The following is a 21,505-nucleotide window of genomic DNA, read 5'->3' on the forward strand; positions in this document are numbered from 1 at the left end:
TCAGCTTGCGGCAGGGGCCGTGGTGATGGAGCTTCTGGACACTCAAGGCACGATGGTGCTCAGCGCCCGGGAAGAGGCTGCCTTCGAGCCAGACGATCACCATGAGCATGATCACGATCACGCGCATGAAGGCGCGGATCCTCATGCCTGGCTCGACCCCCGGAACGCGGTGGCCTGGCTCGCGTCGATTGCCGATGCGCTGGCGGAACTGGACCCGGCCAATGCCGAGACCTACCGGGCGAATGCCGCCGAGGGGCGCGCGGAGATTGCGGCCGCGCAGGCGGCCGCCGCTGATCGACTGGCCCCGCTGGCCGAGCGGCCCTACGTGGTCTTTCACGACGCGTTCCAGTATTTCGAAGCCCGCTTCGCCCTTGCAGGCGTCGGGGCGATCAGCCTGAGCGATGCCGCCCCGCCCTCGGCCGCGCGCGTGGCGGAAATCAGGGCGCTGGTGGAGGCCGAAGGCGTCGTCTGCGCGTTTTCCGAACCTCAGTTCAATCCCGCGATCCTCGACACGGTGACCCAGGGCACCGGTGCGCGCCTTGGCACTGTCGATCCGGTGGGCGCACCCCTGTCGACAGGGCCGGGTTTCTACCCTGCGCTGATCGCCGCGATAACCAACGACGTCGCGGCCTGCCTGGGCGGCGAATGACCGGCAGGAGGACCGGCAATGAAGGCCGGGAATGTGTGGGGGGCTATTGGAGCGGGCGGCGGGAATCGAACCCGCTTCATCAGCTTGGAAGGCTGAGGTAATAGCCAGTATACGACGCCCGCTCAGCGAGATGTGACTTAGGACATGCTCAGGGCAGGGTCAAGCGCTCTGGATGGGCTGGAGGGCGGGAACTGGTCCCTGCCGCGCCCGGCACCCTGCTGAACGGCCGGAGAAATGGCCGTCAGCACTTCACCCTTTCCATCCTGGGATCGTAGAGCGGTGCCAGTGTCACCTCGGCCGGGACACGAACCGTGGCGACCTCAAGCTCGTAGCTGCCCGAAAGCACGTAATCGCGGTCGATGGGCGTGGTGCTGCGGACATAGCCCATGCCGATGGATTTCCCGATCGAATGCCCGAACCCGGCCGAACTCAGCCAGCCACAGCGTTTCCCGTCGCGATAGATGGTTTCCCGGCCCGACAGGATCACGTCCGGGCCCGTGGTGAAGGTGGCCATGATCTTCTTCACCCCCGCCTCGCGCTGGTGGGCGACGGCCTCGCGGCCCTTGAAGGGGATGTTCGACGCCATCTTCACAGCCCAGCCCAGCCCGGCTTCGTCCGGGGTGTGGTCCGGACCGATATCAGAGGACCAGGCGCGATAGCCCTTTTCCAGTCGCAGCGTTTCGATCGCCCGGTAGCCCGCATTGCGCAACCCGTGCGGCGCGCCTGCGGCGTGAAGCGCATCGTAGACGGTCTGCGCGTATTCCGTCGGCAGATGCAGTTCCCAGCCAAGTTCCCCGACATAGGTGATACGCATGGCCAGCACGGGGCAGCCAGCAATGCCGATCTTCTTGGCGCGACCGAAGGGCTGTGCCTCGTTCGACACATCGTCATTCGTGACCGCCTGAAGAATGTCGCGGGCCTTGGGGCCGAAGAGCGACAGCACCGCGTTGGACGAGGTCACATCCACGATCTGGGCATTCATCCCGTCCGGGATCGTGCGCCGGATCCAGTCGAAATCATGGGTGGCATAGCCAGTGCCGGTGACGATGTAGTATTCGTCCTGCCCGGTGCGCACGCAGGTCAGGTCGCACTCGATGCCCGCCTTGTCGTTCAGCATCTGGGTGTAGATGATCGACCCAACGGGCCTGTCGACGCGGTTCGCGGCAATCCATTGCAGCGCCGCCTCGGCATCCGGGCCGGTCAGGATGTATTTCGCGAAGGAGGTCTGGTCGAACAGCACGGCAGCCTCACGCGCCGCCTTGTGTTCCCGCCCGACCGGATCATGCCAGTTCGGGCGCGCGAAAGTGTAGACATCGCGCGCGTCTTCGCCCGGTTCCGCGAACCAGTTGGGGCGTTCCCAGCCCAGTTTCTCTCCGAATACCGCCCCCGATGCCTTGAGCGTTTCATAAAGCGGAGAGCGCCGGCAGGGACGACCGCTTTGGTGTTCTTCCGAGGGCCAGGCCATCGTGTAATGCTTGCCATAGGCTTCGAGGGTGCGGGTGCGGACCCAGTCGGTGTCGGTGTGGGGGCGACCGAAACGGCGGATGTCAGCGGCCCACAGGTCGTAGGGTGGCGCGCCCTTGGCAACCCATTCGGCAAGCGCCATCCCGGCCCCACCGCCTGCGGCAATACCAAAGGCATTGAAGCCAGCCCCGACGAAGACATTCGCCATCTCGGGCGCTTCGCCGATAATGAAATTGCCGTCGGGCGTGAAGCTCTCGGGTCCGTTCAGCAGTTGCTTGACCCCGACCTCCGCCAGTTTTGGCACGCGCGGCAGAGCCAGCTCCACAAGTTGCTCGAAATGGTCGAAATTGGACTCCAGAAGCTGGAAGTCGAACGGATCGGGAATGCCCGTCTGTGCCCAGGGAATGCCGTTGGGTTCGTAGCCGCCCATCACCAGCCCGCCGACCTCTTCCTTGTAGTAGGTCAGGCGATCGGGGTCTCGCAGGGTCGGCAGGTCGGAGGGCACGCCGAAGGGTTCGGAGATCATGTATTGATGTTCAACAGAGACCAGAGGCACGGTCACACCGATGGTGGCGGCCAGGTCCCGGGTCCATTGCCCACAGCACAGGACCAGCTTCTCGCAGCTTATGTCGCCCTGGGCCGTGCGCACCCCGACCAACTTGCCCTTCTCGGTCATGATCTGGGAGACCGGGCAATGTTCGACCAGCCTGGCCCCCTTGCTGCGCGCGCCCTTTGCCAGCGCCTGCGTGATGTCCGAAGGGCTGGCCTGCCCATCTGTGGGCAGGAAGGCGGCGCCGACCACGTCGCCGATATCCATCAGAGGCCACAGGTCCTGCGCCTCTTTCGGCGTCAGCAGCTGCATGTCGAGGCCGAAGGAATGCGCGGTGGTGGCCTGGCGCTTGACCTCGGTCCAGCGCTCCTCGTTACAGGCCAGGCGCAGACCGCCATTCATCTTCCAGCCAGTGGCGAGCCCGGTTTCCTCTTCCAGGCGATTATAGAGGTCGATCGAATAGCCCAGAAGCTGGGTGATATTGGCGTTCGAGCGCAACTGCCCGACAAGCCCGGCCGCGTGCCATGTCGAGCCGGAGGTGAGCGCGGCCTTCTCCAGAAGCAGCACCTCCTGGCCCATCTGCGCCAGGTGATAGGCGGTCGAGCACCCCACGATACCGCCGCCGATGATGATGATTTTCGAAGAAGAAGGCAGACTCATTTTACTCTCTTATGTGTTGTTGAAGTCTGAGAGGGAGGCATTCAGCCGCTCGATGTTTTCCGCCGTGTAGGCGGCGTAATCGAAGTCGATCTCGGAATGGATTTCCGAGGTCATGGACCACAGGGTTTCGCGCATGAGCGAGGCGCATTTCATGGCCTGGTAGGCGCGCCATCGCTGGTCCGGATCCTCACCGAAATACTGGCGCAGCATGTCGCGTTCCTGCGTCTCGGAAAGGCCGTTGTTGCCCGCAAGGCCTGCGAGATCGAACAGGGGGGTATTGAAGCCGCCGTATTCCCAGTCGATCAGCCAAAGCTTGCTGCCGTCATCCAGGATGTTGGCTGCCAGAAGGTCGTTATGCCCGATGACAAGTTCCACCGGCCCGGTGGCAGCGATCAGCCTCTCCTGCGCGTGCTGGAACTCCGGCAGTCTCGAGGCGTGGGCCGAACCATCGGCGACAAGGCGGGTCATGTAGGTCTGGTTCACCTGGAAGGGCCAGAAGGTCAGGATGGGCGAGGTCAGATGCGCCCCCAACCCCCGATGCACCCGGCCGACAAGCTCGATGATGCCGGGAAGGTTGGCCGGGTCGCGCACGTCTTCCTCGGCAAAGGTGCGCGCATTCAGGAAGTCGAGCACGAGGGCCCCAGGTTCATGATGCACAACGCGTGGGGACACGCCGAGGGCATGGGCGGCCCGGCTCAGCACCAGTTCGTTCCAGCGCATCACGCCATGTTCGGGAATGTCGTCGCCCAACCGGACAACGTAGTGCGCGCCCCCGTCCGTCACCCGCAGGTTCACGTTGGTGATCCCGCCCCCCAGGGGGGTTATGTCGGTCGGGTTGGAAAAGCAGCCAAGCGCCGCCGCCCGCTCCAATGCATTGGTCATAGTCCCAGCCTCCTGCGTTGCCCGTCTGCGGCGGCATGAACGACGCGGTCCGCGATCATCGCGATGAAGGCTACCGCGAGACCCGCCACCACGCCCTGCCCCGCATCGGCCCGCGTCAGGGCGATGTAGACCTCCTGCCCGAGGTCGCGGGTGCCAACCAGCGCTGTGATCACCAGCATGGACATTGCCAGCATGATCGTCTGGTTGAGCCCCAGAAGAAGCTGCGGGGTGGCCAGCGGCAGCTTGACCCGGAAGAGCAGCTGCCGCGGGGTGCAGCCCGCCATGCGGCCTGCCTCGATCAGGGGCTCGGGGACCTCGCGCAGACCGAAGGCCGCGTAGCGCACCGCGGGGGCCAGAGCGTAGAGCACCACGGCCACCATCGCGCTGAAATCACCAACGCGGAACAGCATGACCACGGGGATCAGGTAAACGAAGCTCGGCAAGGTCTGAAGCGTATCCATCAGCCCAAGGATGATCCGCCCTGCTCCCGGGCGCTCGGCCGCCCAGATCCCAAGAGGAATGCCGATCAACATGGCCAGGAAAACCGAAACACCGCACAGGTAGATCGTGACCATCGCCTTGTCCCAAAGCCCGCTCGCGGCGATGAACCCCATGAAGACAGAGGCCAGAAGGCCCGTGCGCCAGCCTGCCAGTTTCCAGGAAAACAGCCCCGCCGCGATGATGCCCCAGGCCCAGGGGATTCCGGTGAAGAACCCTTTGACGGGCAGCAAGAGCCATTGGAGGATCACCAGCTTGATCGCTTCGAACGTGTCGAAGAAATTGACGTTGATCCATTCCATCGCATCGGACCAGAACGGCCCGGTGGTCAGGGTCAGCGCATCCGGGTAGCTCTGGATCGCGGGAATGAACTGCCCCAATATCAGCGTGCCCGCGATCACTGCGAAAGACGTGCTCACCCAGGGGTGGCGTTGCAAAACGTTCCCTGCAAGCGGCTCCTGAACGCCGCGCGTAGCAAAGGCCTGGCTCACGCGGTCCAGCGCGATGGCCATAACGACGATCGCCAGCCCCGCCTCGATCCCGCCTCCGATGTCGAGGCGGCGCAGGCTGGACAGCACGTCGAAGCCAAGCCCGCCTGCCCCGATCATCGAGGCGATGATGACCATGTTGAGCGACAGCATGATGACCTGGTTGACGCCCACCATCAGGCCCGATCTCGCCGAGGGGACAAGAACCTTCCACATCATCTGGCGGCGCGTGCAGCCGACCATCTGCCCGGCCTCCCTGATCTCGTCAGGCACGCCCTTGAGCGCGACGATGGTGACCCGCACCATGGGTGGCATCGCGTAGATGACCGTCGCCACGAGGGCGGCCACGGGGCCGAAGCCGAACAGGATCAGGATCGGCACGAGATAGGCAAAGACGGGAACGGTCTGCATCAGGTCCAGGATCGGGCGCAGGAGCTTGTCGACAAGCGCGCTGCGATAGGCCGCGATCCCCAGCAGCAGCCCGCCGATCGCGCCGATCGGCACCGCAATCAGGATCGAGGCCAGGGTGATCATCGCGCTTTCCCACTGCCCGAAGATTGCAAGGTAGAGAAAACAGGCCCCGGTCAGCGCACCCAGGATCCAGTCGCGGGCGTAATGGGCGATGGCCACGGCAACCGCGATAACCGCGATCCAGCTCAGCGAGGGGGCAAGCTGCACGGCGCTTTCGCCCAGGCCGCTCTGGAAGCCCTCGATCAAGAGATTGCGCAAGACCTGGTAAGGCGCCTCGATGAGCGCCGCGATGGCCCGCGTGACATCGCGAAAGGTGAAAAGAACGAAATGGGCGCGATCCACAAGCCAGTCGAGAAAGGCGGTGATCCAGTCTTCGGTCGACAGCTGATACCCACGGGGGAAGCGCACGATCCAGCGCGCATCCAAGGCCCGGTAAAGCTGGAAGGAATAGGTCGACAGGCCCCAGGTGACGGCAAAGAGGGCCAGCCAGAAGCCGGTGGTCCAGGTCAGCCAGCGCCGCATCACATGCGCCCCACCAGAACATCGACCACGGCCTTGCGGTCGATTTGTCCAACCACCCTGCCCTCGCGCATCACGCGGTGCGGCGTGTCGGCGGATTCAACCGCGTCAGCAATGCTCTCGACCGTGGCGTCATGAGCCACGTCCCCCGCGAAATCCGTCGCGATGGCGTCTGACATGACGGTGCCCACGCGGATCACCTTGGCGCGAGAGACGTGGCGCGTGAACTCGGCGACATAGTCGGTTGCCGGGTTCAGAACCAGTTCTTCGGGCGCAGCGATCTGTTCGATCGCCCCGTCCTTCATCACCGCAATCCGGTCGGCCAGGCGGATCGCCTCGTCAAAGTCATGGGTGATGAAGACGATGGTTTTCCTGAGCATGTTCTGCAGGCGAATGAACTCATCCTGCATTTCGCGCCGGATCAGGGGATCGAGCGCCGAAAACGGCTCGTCGAGGAACCAGAGGTCCGGCTCAACCACGAGCGAGCGGGCGATTCCCACCCGTTGCTGCTGCCCGCCCGAAAGCTGGCGGGGATAGTAATCCTCGCGCCCTTTCAGGCCGACCAGTTCGATCACTTCGCGCGCCCGTTCTTCCCGGACCTTGCGAGGCACGCCCTGCACATCGAGGGGAAAGGCCGCGTTTTCCAGAACGGTCAGGTGCGGCAGCAGGGCAAACTGCTGGAACACCATGCCCATCTTCTTGCGCCGGATCTCGATCAGTTCCGCATCCGTGGCGCCAAGCAGGTCCGAGCCTTCGAACTGGATATGCCCCGAAGTAGGCTCCACCAACCGCGACAGGCACCGCACCAACGTGGATTTGCCAGACCCGGACAGCCCCATGATCACGAAGATTTCGCCCTTCATGATCTGAAGGCTCGCATCGCGCACGGCCCCGATCAAGTTGGCCGATTTGAGATCGTCCAGGCTTGGACTCGGGTCCGAGGCCAGGATCTTGTCAGCACCCGCACCGTAGAGTTTCCAGATATTCTGACAATCAAGCAGGACGGTCCGACTCATTTCACGCTCGCATTTGGCTTGCCCCGGGGGACGGGATCAGGCGCCGGGGCACGCTGGCCGCGGGCCCGGTCGCTTCCGTCAAGAATGCATGCCCCCGGAAGGACAGGGGGCATGCAGGTCCTGGCCAGGCAGGATCAGTTGGCGATCCAGGCCCGCCAGGTGGATTCATTCGCCGCCATCCAGGCCGCGACGACCTCTTCGACCGTCGCGCCGTTCAGGTCGACCTCAGCCACCATCGCACCGTAGTCATCATTGGTGAGGGTGAAGTTCTGGATCGCGCGCGAGGCGTCGGGATGGCTTTCCAGCAGGCCGGCATGGGCCACGGCCCAGATCGGACCGGTCGGCTTGCCGCAGTCATAGGCCGCGTCGGGGTTCACGCCGACCGAGGGGTCGCTGTAGCATTCGGGCGTGAAGGGCGGGAATTCGATGAACGAGCCCTCGTATTGCGCAGGTGCCCAGTGCGGCGAGTAAATCCATAGGATGATCGGGTCCTGGCGCTGATAGGCGGCCTCGAGCTCTGCGAAAAGCGCGGCGTCTGTGCCAGCATGGACGACTTCGAAGTCAAGCTCCAGCGCCTCGACCCGTTCTTCATCGAAGCCACCCCAGGTCACGGGGCCACCAAGATAGCGGCCGAACGGAGCCGTTTCAGGCGTGGCGAATTCCGAGGCGCAATCGCGCAGGGCTTCCCAGTTGGGAAGGCCGGGGCAACGCTCTTCCATGTAGGACGGATACCACCATTCCTCGATCGCCATCAGGCCGGTTTCGCCCATCGAAACGACATTGCCGGTGGCAAAGGCCGCATCCATCGCTTCGCGGCCCGTGGTTTCCCAGATTTCCATGGCGACATGCAGGTCGCCGGTTTCCAGTCCAGCGAATTGCGCGATGTAATCGGCCTGAACATATTCCACGTTATGGCCCGCGGCCACGAGGACCTCGCCCATCAAGGTGGTGGTGATCAGCTGGCCTGACCAGTCATGCAGGGTCAACACGATCGGATCAGAGCTGTCTGCAAGCGCCGGCATTGCAGCACATGCAATGGCAGACGCGGCTACGAACTTTTTCATGAGTGTCCTCCTTGTTGTCGTCTTCGCGGGCTATGCCCGGATGCGCCGACGGGTGCGTCCGAGTCGCCTTCTGTGATCCAACTCCAACACCTATCTTCCCTCAAATCAACAAAATTCAACACTTGCGCTCGACGAGCGACAGAAGTCGGGGTAATTCTGGTCAAAATTCGCTCAAAGGTAGAAGATCATGCCCCCTGTCAGCCCCCAGTCCCGACTGACTGCCGCGATCGAGATCACTGCTGAGGCCGCGAAGGTCGCCATGCAGCACTTCCGGCAGGTGTCGCGCGTCGAGACCAAGGCCGACGACAGCCCGGTCACGGTCGCCGACCGCGAGACCGAGAGACGAATACGGAATCTGCTGTCCGCGCGCTTCCCCGGCGAACCCGTTTTCGGAGAAGAGATGGGCCGTTCCGGAAACGACAGCCGCACCTGGATCATCGACCCGATCGACGGGACCCGGTCCTTCATCGCGGGCCTTCCCCTGTTTGGCATGTTGCTTGGATTTCACGACCCCGGCGGCACCTCGGTGGGGGCGATCCGCATGCCCGCGCTTGGCGAGGTCTATGCAGGCGCGGCAGGGCTGGGCGCGTGGCGCAACGGCGAGCCGATCTCGGCCAGCCGTTGCACGGCGCTGTCGCAGGCGCGGCTCTTCATCAACGAAGGCGACAAGCTGGCGCTGCGCGAACCCGAGGTCTTCGGCACGCTGGTGCGTTCGGCGGGTCTGCGGCGCATGGGGGCGGATTGCTACGGCCACGCGCTGGTGGCCGCTGGCACGGTCGATGCGGTCGTCGATTTCGACCTCCAGCCCTACGACTACCTGCCCGTGGCCGCCGTCGTTCAGGCCGCCGGCGGGATCATGACCGATTGGCAGGGCAAGCCCCTGACACTGGACTCCGACGGGCGGACCCTGACGGCGGCCACCCCGGAGCTCCACGCACAGTTGCTCGAACTGGTCTCGCCCTAGCCGCGCCTGACAGCCTCGATATGGGACGGAAAGCCCGGATCCTGCATCAGGGCCTTGCACCGGTCGAACCGGCCCGTGGCATAGGCCCAGAAATCCTCGGCCGGGTTGTCATCGGCATGCTGGATCAGCCCCCAGAGCGTCCAAAGCAGGTCGCACATGGCCTTGTAGATCACCATGCGCCCGGTTTCGGCTTCGGTGGGGGGGCGCCCGAAATAGGCGCGCATCAGCTCGGCCTCCTGGTCTGCATCCATGCCCGCTTCCACCGCCAGGTCGCCCACGTCCCACAAGGGGTCATTCATGCCGGAGTATTCCCAATCCACGATCCACATGACGGCGCCATCATCGAGAAAGTTCTCGCACAAGGGGTCGCAATGACAGGGGGCCAGCGGCAGATCGGCATTGGCTAGCGCTTCCTTGACCGGTTCGGCGGCGGCCACGATGTCATGATAGCCTTCGGGCAGGTCCACGTCCTTGGTGGACAGAACCTTCAGGTAGTCGTCGATCATCGCGAAAAGCTCGAACCGGAACTGGAAGCTCTCGCCCGAGTTGTGCAGCTTGGCCAGCGCCGTCCCCGCCCGGGCGGGCGAGCCTGCACGCGCGCAAAACAGCTCGGGCGTCATCGTTTCGATATCCGGCACGGTTCGGGTGACCATCACCCCGGTCGCGGGGTCCGCGTAGAGCACATCGGGCGAGACGCCCGCGCGGGCCGCGGCCTCGGCATTATGCGCTTCGATGGCACGATCAATGTATTCCTCGGTACCCGCGCCGGGAATGCGCACGATGACCGATCCCGCGCTACTGTCGACCCGGTGCACCAGGTTGGTCATGCCGCCAAGCCGCGTGATGCTGTCTGCCTTGGCCCCGTCGAAACCCGGCACCTTGTGCAGCGCCGCGATCACCTGATCTGAATACTCTGTCATGCTTTGCCTTCCTACCCTTTCAGGGCGTTGTTTTCAGGATCGTAGACGGGCCCCTGCACTTGGGTGATGGGGTGGCGCTCGCCGAACACTTCCAGATCGAAATTCGTGGTCTGCCAATGGGCCTTGTCGAGATAGCCGCGCAGGATGGTCTTGCCCACGCTGTGGCCATAGCCCGTCGAGGTGGCAAGCGAAACGACCCGGTCGCCCAGCAAGACGGTCTCGCCCCCGGTCAGGGGAAGGTGCCGGTCGCTTACAAAAGTACACAACTTGCGTTTCAGCTGGCCGGACTTCTGCGCTTCCAGGACATCCCGCCCGAGAAACGCCCCCTTCGACTTGAGATGCACACGAAAACCCAGCCCGGCCTCCACCGGGGTGTAGTCGGGCGTCACGTCCCCCGACCAATAGACATAGCCTTTTTCCATGCGCAGGCTTTCGATGGCCCGGTACCCGACATTGGCGATGCCCGCCTCCTGTCCCGCAGCCCATAGCGCCTCGTAGACATGGGCCGCGAATTCGGTGGGGATGTGAAGCTCGTAGCCGCGCTCTCCAACATATCCGATCCGGGCCGCCAGAACCGGGGCCGCACCGATGATGATCTCGCGGGCGTTGGAAAACGGGATCGCGGCGTTCGAAACATCCGACTCGGATGCCCTGGCAAGGACCTCGCGCGAATTCGGGCCAACGATGTTCACGACCGCCTTGCCCGAAGTCACTTCGACAAGGTGGACCGATCCATCCTGGGGCATGTTGCGCTTGATCCAGTCGCTGTCATGCACCCCGAAACCGGACCCCGTGACCATGTAGAACCGGTCGCGGGCGAGGCGAATGAAAGTCACATCCGCCTCGGTCCCGCCCTGTGCGTTGCACATCTGGGTGTAGATGATCGCCCCGATGGGCTTGTCCATGTTGGAAACACAAAGCCCTTGCAGCATGTCCAGGACACCCGGCCCGATGATCTCGAACTTGGAGAAGGAGGACTGGTCGATCAGCGCCACGCGCTCTCGCACCGCTTTGTGTTCCTCGGCCGCGAATGCCTTCCAGCCAGGGTCCAGGAAGTCGAGCTGGTCGACGGGCGCCACCCCGTCGGGCGCGAACCAGAGCGGCCGCTCCCATCCGTTCTTGGACCCGTAGACCGCGCCCGCCTCCTTGAGCCGCTGATAGAGCGGGGAAAGGCGCAGGTTGCGCGCTGTCTCATGCTCCTGCCCCGGGTAGCGCATCTTGTAGTGATGCGCGTAGTGCTCGACCGCGCGCGGATACATGAAGGCGCGGGTTCCGTGATGCGGGCCGAAGCGGCGCACGTCCAGCGGCCAGAGATCGAGCGATGGTTTGCCGTTCATCACCCACTCGGCGATCATCTCGCCTGCCCCGCCGCCGGCGGCGATTCCATAGAGAAACCCGGTTGCCAGCATCAGGTTGTCGAAGCCCGGTTGCCAGCCCATGACGAAATCGCCATCCGCCGAATAGGGGATGGGCCCGTTGATGACCTGGCGGATACCGACCTCGTTGACGATCGGTGTCACCTGCCCGGCCAGCTCGGCCAGGGGCAGGAACCTGTCGAGGTTTTCCGGCAGAAGCTGGCGCACGAAGGCCCCCGGAATCTGTGGATTTCCGAAAGGTAGCGTGCCCTCCTCATAGCCGCCGATCACCAGCCGCCCGCCTACGTCAGGCTTGTAGTAGACCAGCCGCTCGGGGTCGCGCAGGGTTGGATAGTGGCCAATCTCGGAACCGGTGGACTCGGTGACGATATACTGATGTTCGACCGCGCAGGCCGGAACGCGAATGCCCAGTTTCGCGCCAAGCTCTCGGCTCCACATGCCGGTGGCCAGGATCACTGTTTCGGCTTCGTAGATGTCGTCGCCCGCGATCACCTCGGTAATGCGCCCGCCCCGGATCGTGAAATCCGTGACCTCGACGCCCTGCCTGATCTGAGCGCCCTGCCTGCGAGCGGCTCCTGCAACGGCCTGGCACAGCGACGCGGGATCGACATATCCGTCAGACGGGATGTAGGCCGCGCCATGCAGGCCCTTGGCATCTATCAGCGGAAACAGGTCCTTGGCCTCTTCCGGCGATATGATCGACATTTCAAGGTCGAAGCTGCGCGCCATCGTGACCAGGCGCTTGGCCTCCAGCAGACGCTCTTTCGTGGCGGCAAGGCGCAGGGATCCGGTCTTCTTCCAGTCGAACTGCATGCCCTCTTCGTTCTGAAGCCGGTCATACATCTCGACCGATTTCTTCAACATCCGCGTGGTATTGCGCGACGAGCGAAGCTGCCCAACAAGCCCGGCCGCATGCCAGGTGGCGCCTTCCGTCAGGTTGGCGCGCTCCAGCAGCAGCACGTCCTTTTCGCCGTTTCGTGTCAGGTGATAGGCAATGGAACATCCAATGATGCCACCGCCGATAATGAGGTGCCTTGCCGCGTGTCTTGCCATCATGCGAATCCCGTTCGGTTTCTGGCACGATAGGACATTCCTACAAATTGACAATAATTCTGTTGATTTTTGTTGAATTGCTGTTGATGATACTGGACCGGGTGACCGGACCACGTTAACTGTCGACAAAACAAGCAGAGCAATGTCGAAATACGAGTCACGCATTCTTGAGATCGTTAACCTTCGCGGCAGCATCAGTGTGCTGGACCTCGCAAGGGATCTCGGAGTGTCTGACCAGACGATCCGGCGGGTCGTGAAGCCATTGGTCGAACGCGGCGATCTGAGCAAGGTTCATGGCGCGCTTGTGTCGAACCGATCCGCCCTGGACCCTCCTTTCCTTGCACGCATGACCCATAACCGGCCCGCCAAGATCGCGATTGCGCGCGAGGTGGCGACACTCGTCAAGGACGGGGACAGCATCGCGATCGACACGGGATCGACCTCTGCTTTTGCCGCTCAGGCGCTGCGAGAGCGCAAGAACCTCACCGTCGTCACCAACTCTGCCTTCGTGGCCAGCACCCTGGCGATGATCCCGGGCAACAACGTGTCGATGGCAGGCACACAGCTGCGCGACCATGACGGCGCGGCCTTCGATCGCTCGGCCTTCGAAGTGATCGAGCGGATGCAGGTGGATTACGCGCTGCTTTCTGCCTCGGTGGTGGATGCACAGAAGGGCTTTCTTGTGCACGAGCAATGCGAAGTCGACATCGCGACAGCGATGATGCGCAACGCCACCCATACGATCATGGCCGTGGATGCGTCCAAGTTCACGCCGCAGGACCGCAGGCCTGCCATGCGACAGCCCAACCTGGGGGCCGGGGATTTCCTGATCACGGACAAACCCGTGGACCCCGCCTTTGCCGGCGTGGTCTCTTCTCTGAAGGTCATCATCGCGAAGGGGTGACCCCGGCGCGACCACCGGCGGTGCTTGTTCCAGCCCCGGCATTCCATGCCCGTCAGGGTTCTTGCCCGCCGGGTCTCTGCGCTTCACAGTGCACGGCGAGGGCCGATGCGTGGCGGGAAACGCCCGCCGCATCCCGGCCCATTGCACGAAAGGAGACCCCGAGATGAGCGCCACGCAGATCTGGGCCATGACCGCCAGCGAGATTGCATCCGGGATTCGCAGCGGCCTGTTTTCAGCCAGCGAGGCCATCGACGCACAGCTTGCGCGCATGGACGCAGCCAACCCGCAAATCAACGCCGTGGTGCAGGACTGCGCGGACGAGGCGCGAGAGGCTGCGCGCAGGCTGGATGCGCAGCTGGCACGGGGCGAAGACCCCGGTCCGCTCTGCGGGGTGCCCGTGACGATCAAGGTCAATGTCGACCAGCATGGCTTTGCCACGACGAACGGTATCCGCGCCCAGGCGTCCCTTGTCGCGTCTCAGGACAGCCCCGTCGTGTCCAACATCCGCAAGGCAGGCGGCGTGATCGTCGGGCGCACCAATACACCTGCGTTCTCGCTGCGCTGGTTTACCCGCAACGCGCTCCATGGCCAGACATTGAACCCGCATGATGCGGCTATCACGCCGGGCGGTTCCTCTGGCGGGGCCGCGGCAGCGGTGGCAGCAGGTCTTTGCGCCATCGGCCATGGCACCGATATCGCCGGGTCCATTCGCTACCCTGCCTATGCCTGCGGCGTGCATGGGCTACGGCCCTCTTTCGGCCGGGTCCCCGCCTATAATGCCAGCGGCCCCGATCGGCATATCGGCGCTCAGCTCATGGCCGTTTCCGGCCCGATCGCGCGCTGCATGGCGGATCTGGACCTGTCCCTCGCGGCCATGTCAGCAGGCGACAGCCGGGACCCATGGTGGGTGCCTTCCCCCTTGAACGGGGGCGAATTCCGCAGGCGGGCCGCGCTGTCCATCGCTCCTGATGGCATGTCCGTATCGCGGGAGGTCGAGGCCGCGTTATTTCAAGCCGCCGACATGTTGCGGGCTTCGGGCTGGACGGTCGAAGAGGCCGAGGCCCCGCCCATGCGGCGCGCAGCTGAGGTCAACGCCCGTCTTTGGATGGCTGAAACCCAGTTCGGCGCGGGTGACATGATCGCGCGAGAGGCTGACGCCGATGCCAGCTTCGTTTTTGACCAGATGTCGCGCGATGCCGGAGAGGTTGGTTTCGACACGCTCATGAAGACGCTGCAAGCCCGCGTTGGCCTTGTCCGCGAGTGGGAGGCCTATTTCGAGACCTATTCGCTGCTGCTCTGCCCCACGTCGGCAGAGCCGCCCTTCCCGCAACAGCTGGACGTTGCGTCCGAACAGGATTTCGCGCGGGTATTCGAGGCGCAGCTGACACAGCGTGCCATTCCCGCCATCGGTGTTCCCGCCCTGTCAGTTGCGTTGGGGCACTCGACCAAGGGCCCGATTGGTGTGCAACTGGTCGCGGCCCGCTTCCGAGAGGACATCCTTTTGGCCGCAGGGCGCGACCTGGAGGCCATGGCCGGTCTGCCGCCCCTCGCCTTAATGGGCTGATCGCGCGCTGGCGTCTTCTGCCGCCACGGCGCGATCTTCCAGGGCAGCCCGATCGCGCGCGGCGCATCGTCAATCCGACTCCCTGATTGGACTCGCACTCCGATTCGCAATTCGATTCGGATTTCCCCCTTTCTGTTTCCTTGAATTGGGGCAAAACGGTGCAATTCGCCACAATTTCGCCACAATTGATTGCATCCCAAATATCGAAGCCAGCACCATTAGTTGGGTTTGGCCCGAATTCGCCCCCCTAGATACAGGGATAACGAAATTCCTCTCTCTTTGAAAAAGGTGAAAAAGGGTGGAAAAAGGGGAAATAATGTGTCCTCAATTGGGCAACGAAAAGAAAGAGGCAGGTCCAGAATGAAGAGCAGCAACCCCTAGACGTTCACATCTCCACCGATTGATCCGGCTTTTCGGCCCGTATTTCATCCGGCGTTTCACTGCGCCGGGATTGGCAGGGTTTTGCAATTGCACGGCAGATTTCGCGTCATTTCCGGCTGTCGCTGGAGATGTGTCCAGCCGATCCCGCACCATCACCCCAAAACCGAGTCCGTCGAAAGCACTTACCGCCCCCAGGAGCAGCCCATGTTTCTCGCAACGACACTCTCTTTCGAAAACATCCACAGCCACGGAGAGCTGTTTGCAAACCTGCTGCGTGCCCGTCACCGGACGTTCATCGTCCGCAAGAACTGGGATCTCTCGCAGGCCAACGGGATGGAGTTCGATCAGTATGACACGCCCGCCAGCCGATGGGTCGCCGTCCATGATGACATGGGCGAGGTCTATGCCGGGGTGCGCCTGACCCCGACGACCCACAAATGCGGGATTTACACCTACATGATCCGCGATGCCCAACGGGGATTGATCGAGTCCATCCCCTCGAACCTTCTCTACGAGCAGGCGCCCGTGGCCTCGCATATCTGGGAAAGCAGCCGGGTGTTCGTGACCTCGGAAGTGACCTCCAAGATGCGCTTCAGGGTGCAGATGCAGTTGATATCGGAAATGGTGCGCACGGCGCGGGAATGCGGCGCGGCGTCGATCCTGGGACTGATCCCCGAGAATTCGCCAAGACTGGCCAGGCGCGTCGGCCTGGATTGCCAACCCGCCGGACCGGCCCTTAAGGTCGCCGGTGAAGACATTCGATGCGTGACAATCAGCATGTCGACGAAGATGCACTAAGACTTCCGAAATATAACCGCCACTCCAGTTTCCAATCCCGGACAGGTTCGAATATCGACCGGTCTCGGCCTTTATTGTGACAAACTCTATTAATATTCATCTTTTCGAGCGGCTTTGCAGAATGCATTGCCGATTTTTTGGCTTGAGCTTCGAAAAGAAAGCACGAACATGCAGGCGCAGAGCATTTCCCTAGGGCAAAGCATCGGCCTTTCCGGTCGCGGATCGGAGAATGATCTGGACACTCGGCTTCATTCCTCTGCCGTCAATCCACGCCTTGAGAAACGCCTGAAGGATTTCGCGGAAGGCGGGCTTTGCCTGCTTTGGAAACGGCAGAGCATGTATGCCGTGGCCGCGCTTCTTTGCGCGCTTTATGTCAGCGACATGCTGGCAATCGTCTGTATGATTTTCTGCGAGGTTAGCGAGTTGTTCGATTACAAGGTTTCCAAGCAGGTGACATCCTGGCGCGACGGCACGCAGGACGAGGCGGTCCGCTATCAGCGCATGCTGTTGCTGGCCTCGACCCTGAATGCCTGTGCTGTGTCGGCTTTCTGTATCGGCTTTGCCCTTCTCGAAGGCCCGGTGCCGCACCAGCTGCCACTCTTCATCCTTTTCGCAGCGGGGCTTTTTGCCGCCGTGAACAACCACCAGGTGCCGCAGATCCTCTATGTGCGGCTCGTGATCTACGGGGCGGCGTTCCTGTTCATCCCGATCTACGACCTGGTCATGATCCGCCCGCCGCTCGATTCACCGCTGTGGTTGCAGATGGCGACGGTTCTGTTCGTGCTCTACTTCGTGATCGAATGCGCCCAGATCTTCCTGCAGCTTTACCAGCGCGGGCTCGATCAGATGGAGGCGCTGCGTGACGAACGCGACCGGGCGCGCGCGGCCTACGAGGTGAAATCGCAGTTCGTTTCCGTGGTCAGCCACGAATTGCGCACCCCGCTGACCTCGATCAGCGGCTCGCTCGACCTGTTGCGCAGCGGGCTTCTGGAGGCTTCCAGCGAACAGGCCGGGCGCGTGGTGGATATCGCCTGGCAGAACAGCAAGCGGCTCAAGGCACTGATCAATGACCTGCTTGACCTGCAAAAGCTGGAATCTGGCACCGTGTCCTACAAGACGGGGACCGAAAACCTCAGCGATATTGCCTCCGAGGCGGTGCAGTCCGTTGCCGTCATCGCCGACAAGTCCGACGTGAAGCTGGCGCTCGACCTGGCAGAAGAGCCCCTGATCCTGGAGGCTGACCGTGCCCGCCTGATGCAGGTCTTTGCCAATCTGCTGTCCAATGCGATCAAGTTCTCGAACGGGCCTAACACGGTGACGCTGAAAACCTGGCAGGACGGCAAGACCGTTCACGCCTCGATCCAGGACAGGGGCATCGGCATTCCCGAAGGCTCCGAATCCGTCGTGTTCGGCAAGTTCGGCCAGGTGGACAGTTCGGACCACCGCAAGCACGAAGGCACCGGGCTGGGGCTCAGCATCGTGCGCCAGATCGTCGAGGCGCATGAAGGCACCGTGTCCTATACCAGCGTCGAAGGTGAAGGCACGACCTTCACCATCTCCTTCCCCGCAAGAGATTGAGACATCCGGGGCGGGTTCCGCCCCGGATGGCCCCTGCCGGAAGGGCGTGAAACCGCCCGATCAACAGGCAGGCTGGCGTTTCGTTGATGGAAAGAAGGGGGGCATCGGTGCACCTGAGACTAGCCAGAGCGCTTCAGGAGGCAGACGCGCGATATGGGACGATTTGCGCGTCCCAATCCGGTCTTAGTGAAAACCGCCGATACGACCGCGCGCCTCGTCGGGCTTCGTGGGGCGGGACATGGGCGGACAAAGCACCTCAAGCTCGGTCAGCTCGAAGGTGGTGTCAATACACGTGGTCTTGTAGGGCACGTAGCTGCCTTGCGTGAAGCTGCCCATGCCGCGCACGACGGACCCCGGCCCCAGATCTTCGGGGATGGTCTTGATGATGTCGGGATCGGTGACGGTCAGCGTTGTCCGCGTGGGATATTTCAACACATTGGCGGTCTCGGATGGCACCGGGTCGGTGCAGACATCAATATAGACCACTTCCTCGGGCGTTTGACGGTGCAGCACATGGGCGACCTCTGCGATGATTTCGAAACGCTGGAAGAAAGTCATGATGTGTCCTTCTGCAAAACTCTGCCCCCATATGACCGGCGGAATCTGGCTCCAATTGGGCGAATTGAAGAGTTATTTATACCCTGTTCAAACTGCACGATTTTCCACAAGTCCCGACAAATTTTAGTCACAAAGATTTATAATAAGTAAAACCTCAGAATGAGGGGAGTCGAGTAGTGCTGAACAACATGCGCATTCTCGTCGTGGATGATGACAGAGGCATCCGGGAACTTGCAAGCATTTCGCTTGAGGTCCTTGGTTTCGAATCCGTGGCCACCGCGTGCGACGGTCAGGACGCGCTCGACCAGGTTCAGTCTGCGTCCACGCCCTTCGAATGCTTCCTGGTCGATATCCAGATGCCCTATGTCGACGGGTTCGAGCTGTGTGCCGCCATCCGCTCCATGCCGGAATACCGGGCGGCGCCGATCATCATGCTTACCGCCATGTCCGATCGCAAGTATATCGACCGGGCGCTCGCTGCCGGCGCGACCGACTACGTCACCAAGCCTTTCGACATCATGGATCTCAAGGCGCGCCTGAACGCGGCGGCGCTGGTCTGCGAGAAGGCCCGCGAGGGCACCGCCCTGTCCGAGCGCGTGCACGCGCTGGCCGATGACCTTATGCACACGACCATGGTCGATATCGGCGACACGTTCGATATCGACGACGTGCCCGGCTACCTGAACTACGACACGTTCAAGGACCTGGTGAAAAGCTTCGGGGAAAGCGGCGCACAGGGCGCGGAATTCACCGCCTTCCAGATCGCCGACATTCACTCGATCTACTGCCGGTGCGGATCGACTGCCTATTTCAACTTCATCTGCGATGTGTCCGACGCGGTGTCGGATGTCGTGGCCACGCGGGGATATATCTTCTCTTACCTCGGCAACGGCGTCTTCCTCGTGTTCGATCCCCGCTCGGGCGGGGCGCAGGAAAAGGCCGATCTCGGGGAAGAGATCGAGCGCCAGATCTGGCAACTCGACCTCCGCTTTTCGGATGGCAACAGGATCCCGGTGAAGCTGGAGCAGAGCAACGCATTCGGTTTCAGGGAAATGCCGCGCGGCATCCAGCCGGGCTTGTCCTCGGACAATGTCCAGCCGCTCTACGAAACCGGCACCTGACGGTTTTTGAAAGACCAGATGATCCATCGCGCCCGCGCCAAACCCTTTGTCGCAGGTGATGGACCTTGGGCATCAAGCACATTACGAAAGGGTGTTGCCAACTTTCGAGCAGGACCCCCGCATGCCCCGGGCCCTATTCTCCATTGCCCTCGCGCTTGCCACCCTGCTCTTGGCGGGCTGCGCCCCGCGTGAAGGCTTCGGCATTGTCGAGGGCACAAGCCCGGAACAGGCACCCGAACCCTGGCGGGTCAGCGAAGCCACGCTCTTCATCGCCGAAACCGGGCCCGAACAGGATGGCGCTGAATTCCTGATCCCCGATCTGCACGCCACGCGCAGCACCATCCGGCTGGAAGCCGTGTCGCGCCGCTCCATTGCCGCGACCCTGGCCTGCGAAGGCCCGTTCCGCATCCAGACCGCCGACGGAACCGCCCGGCGGTTCAGCCAGGGGCGGTCGGTAGATCTGACCCTGCCTAACCGGGGCCAGGGGGCTGCGTCCTTCGTCTGGCAGCCAGACAGCGCGACCTGCCGGCTGTCATGGGGCGATGACCACACCGTCACCCTGCGCCCAGAAAGCGAGGCCGCGCCCTGGCTGGCCGAGCTGTCGCTCGACGCATCGCTGGCGTGCCGCACGCGCTCGACCGAAGGTCTCGACCCGCTGCAACGCATGTTCCTCGACGAGGGCCCGATGCTTCAGACCTGCCCGGTGACGCCCGGCCCGGTCGAGGTGCTGAGCGATCCGCTGGAGGCGCTGAATGCCCGGATAGAGGCCCTGACGGGGCGCCGCGTGTCGCGCGATCAGCTGACCGCTGGCGACCCGGATATGCCGCTTGATTTCTCGAACGCACCGAGGCTCGAGCTGATCCAGCTGTCCTACCTGCATATCCGGTCCGATTTCGTGGGTTACCTGACCGCACGGATGCTGGCCCATCACGCGATACGGGGAACACAGGTGCGCATCCTGGCGACCAGCCTGTTGATGCTGGAAGAAGATCGTATCTTCTACGACTCGCTCGCGGCCCGCTATCCCAATATCCAGATCCAGTATTACCAATGGGACTATCCCGGCATCGGCCGCCCCGATGACGTGGTCAACCAGTTGCACCGCGTGCAGCACACCCGTGCCTTCCTGGCACTGTCGCGCGATCCGGGCCGGTCGCGCTACATCTTCGGCGGGCGCAACCTGCATGACGGCTTCTTTTTCTCGGAACCGTTCGACCTTCAGGACTGGCCCTTCCTGCACACCTATGACGAAGGCGCATTTCAGGATCTGGGATTCTACTCGGTCTACGAGGATGTGGAACTGGGCCTCAGCGATGACCGGGCCGTGCGCAATATCGCGGCTCATCACCTGGCGCTGTGGAACCGCGATTTCGAGACCCACCGCGCAGGCCCCCTGCAAACCGGCACCACCGACAGGCTCAGCGGCATGAGGCATTACCTGTCGTTGCCCTGGGCTGACGGGCGCGACCAGATCCGCTGGTTCGCGGATGCCATCGACGCGGCGTCCGAGGAGGTGCTGATCGTCACGCCCTACCTGAACCCGCCGCCGGAAATCCAGGCGGCCCTGGTCCGCGCCCAGGCCCGTGGCGTGACGGTGCGCATGGTCGTCCGGCTGGAATCGACCGATCCCGCAGGCTTTGTCATCACCGCGCTCAACCGCCGCTACGCGGCGCATTACGCCGGGCTTTTCGAGATCGAGGAATATTTCCCGAGGCCCCGGATGATGCACACCAAGCTGATGGTGATCGACCGGCGCCTTGCCGTGGCCACCAGCACCAATCTCGACCACCGCGCCTTCTGGCACGATACCGAGAACGGGCTGATCTTCCTCGACACCCCGCAGGTCGGGATGCTGCTGGACCTGGTCGAGGACTACCGCCAGACGTCGCGCCGCCTGACGGCGGATGAACCGCTGCACCCGCTCAGCGAGGTGCTGTTCAACTGGGCCTGGTTGCGCTCGGTCTTCTGATCCGGGCAGCCGGATCCGCGCCTTGCGCCCGGTCGCGCGCGCGGTGCACTCTGTCGAG

At 63.0% G+C, this 21,505-nt stretch carries 16 protein-coding genes and 1 tRNA gene; 8 read left to right on the forward strand and 9 right to left on the reverse strand.

All coding sequences use genetic code 11. The features are described 5' to 3' along the window. The coding region (locus tag ACEQXV_RS06485) for a zinc ABC transporter substrate-binding protein (protein WP_370268388.1) at window positions 1-649 on the forward strand (649 nt) is incomplete at its 5' end. Window positions 650-696: 47 nt separating this feature from the next. Here ACEQXV_RS06485 and ACEQXV_RS06490 read toward each other — a convergent pair. From ACEQXV_RS06490 to ACEQXV_RS06515, 6 genes are all read right to left on the reverse strand, one after another. Next, window positions 697-771 (reverse strand) — tRNA-Gly (locus tag ACEQXV_RS06490). Window positions 772-890: 119 nt separating this feature from the next. Then, entirely contained in the window at window positions 891-3,323 is a 2,433-nt protein-coding gene (locus ACEQXV_RS06495; RefSeq protein WP_370268389.1) for an FAD-dependent oxidoreductase, read from the reverse strand. A 9-nt stretch (window positions 3,324-3,332) separates the two neighbouring features. Next, window positions 3,333-4,205: a phosphotransferase gene (locus ACEQXV_RS06500; protein ID WP_370268391.1), complete on the reverse strand. Its 873-nt coding sequence runs from the start codon at window positions 4,203-4,205 to the stop codon at window positions 3,333-3,335. Then, complete coding sequence (locus tag ACEQXV_RS06505) at window positions 4,202-6,184, reverse strand: ABC transporter permease (protein ID WP_370268392.1); 1,983 nt, start codon at window positions 6,182-6,184, stop codon at window positions 4,202-4,204. Before ACEQXV_RS06505 ends, ACEQXV_RS06500 begins: the two co-directional genes overlap by 4 nt. Next, window positions 6,184-7,197 carry a glycine betaine/L-proline ABC transporter ATP-binding protein gene (locus tag ACEQXV_RS06510; protein ID WP_370253815.1) on the reverse strand — a complete coding sequence of 338 codons (1,014 nt, stop codon included), beginning with the start codon at window positions 7,195-7,197 and terminating at the stop codon, window positions 6,184-6,186. Before ACEQXV_RS06510 ends, ACEQXV_RS06505 begins: the two co-directional genes overlap by 1 nt. Before the next feature lie 134 nt (window positions 7,198-7,331). Continuing rightward, window positions 7,332-8,261 carry an ABC transporter substrate-binding protein gene (locus ACEQXV_RS06515; protein ID WP_370253817.1) on the reverse strand — a complete coding sequence of 310 codons (930 nt, stop codon included), beginning with the start codon at window positions 8,259-8,261 and terminating at the stop codon, window positions 7,332-7,334. 187 nt (window positions 8,262-8,448) lie between these two features. On the opposite strand from ACEQXV_RS06515, the gene ACEQXV_RS06520 reads away from it, so the two are divergent. Further along, complete coding sequence (locus ACEQXV_RS06520; RefSeq protein ID WP_370253818.1) at window positions 8,449-9,225, forward strand: inositol monophosphatase family protein; 777 nt, start codon at window positions 8,449-8,451, stop codon at window positions 9,223-9,225. Here the strand turns inward: ACEQXV_RS06520 and ACEQXV_RS06525 are convergent. Then, entirely contained in the window at window positions 9,222-10,145 is a 924-nt protein-coding gene (locus ACEQXV_RS06525; protein WP_370253819.1) for a phosphotransferase, read from the reverse strand. The two genes, ACEQXV_RS06520 and ACEQXV_RS06525, sit on opposite strands and share 4 nt — an antisense overlap. An 11-nt stretch (window positions 10,146-10,156) precedes the next feature. Next, entirely contained in the window at window positions 10,157-12,577 is a 2,421-nt protein-coding gene (locus tag ACEQXV_RS06530) for an FAD-dependent oxidoreductase (RefSeq protein ID WP_372525371.1), read from the reverse strand. 139 nt (window positions 12,578-12,716) lie between these two features. Between ACEQXV_RS06530 and ACEQXV_RS06535 the strand changes: the two genes are divergently transcribed. The 4 genes from ACEQXV_RS06535 (at window position 12,717) to ACEQXV_RS06550 (ending at window position 17,799) form a co-directional block, all read left to right on the forward strand. Continuing rightward, the gene (locus ACEQXV_RS06535; RefSeq protein WP_370253822.1) at window positions 12,717-13,478 is read left to right on the forward strand and encodes a DeoR/GlpR family DNA-binding transcription regulator; all 762 of its coding nucleotides are present in this window, start codon (window positions 12,717-12,719) and stop codon (window positions 13,476-13,478) included. A gap of 163 nt (window positions 13,479-13,641) precedes the next feature. After that, complete coding sequence (locus tag ACEQXV_RS06540; RefSeq protein ID WP_370268395.1) at window positions 13,642-15,042, forward strand: amidase family protein; 1,401 nt, start codon at window positions 13,642-13,644, stop codon at window positions 15,040-15,042. Between the two features lie 585 nt (window positions 15,043-15,627). Next, window positions 15,628-16,221 carry an acyl-homoserine-lactone synthase gene (locus ACEQXV_RS06545; RefSeq protein ID WP_370268396.1) on the forward strand — a complete coding sequence of 198 codons (594 nt, stop codon included), beginning with the start codon at window positions 15,628-15,630 and terminating at the stop codon, window positions 16,219-16,221. 168 nt (window positions 16,222-16,389) lie between these two features. Then, a complete protein-coding gene (locus ACEQXV_RS06550; protein ID WP_370268397.1) occupies window positions 16,390-17,799 on the forward strand; it encodes a sensor histidine kinase in 1,410 nt (469 codons plus the stop codon). Window positions 17,800-17,982: 183 nt separating this feature from the next. On the opposite strand, the gene ACEQXV_RS06555 is transcribed toward ACEQXV_RS06550, so the two are convergent. Beyond that, window positions 17,983-18,357, reverse strand: coding sequence for a hypothetical protein (locus tag ACEQXV_RS06555; protein ID WP_370255103.1), 375 nt, complete (start codon window positions 18,355-18,357; stop codon window positions 17,983-17,985). Between the two features lie 176 nt (window positions 18,358-18,533). Between ACEQXV_RS06555 and ACEQXV_RS06560 the strand changes: the two genes are divergently transcribed. Both ACEQXV_RS06560 and ACEQXV_RS06565 read left to right on the forward strand, forming a co-directional pair. Further along, window positions 18,534-19,478, forward strand: a complete 945-nt coding sequence (locus tag ACEQXV_RS06560) for a PleD family two-component system response regulator (RefSeq protein WP_372525374.1) — start codon at window positions 18,534-18,536, stop codon at window positions 19,476-19,478. Between the two features lie 121 nt (window positions 19,479-19,599). Next, window positions 19,600-21,447: a phosphatidylserine/phosphatidylglycerophosphate/cardiolipin synthase family protein gene (locus ACEQXV_RS06565; protein WP_370268401.1), complete on the forward strand. Its 1,848-nt coding sequence runs from the start codon at window positions 19,600-19,602 to the stop codon at window positions 21,445-21,447. Window positions 21,448-21,505: the final 58 nt, after the last annotated feature.

The organism is Nioella sp. (assembly GCF_964229645.1).
In the GTDB taxonomy this organism is placed as follows: Bacteria; Pseudomonadota; Alphaproteobacteria; order Rhodobacterales; family Rhodobacteraceae; genus Nioella.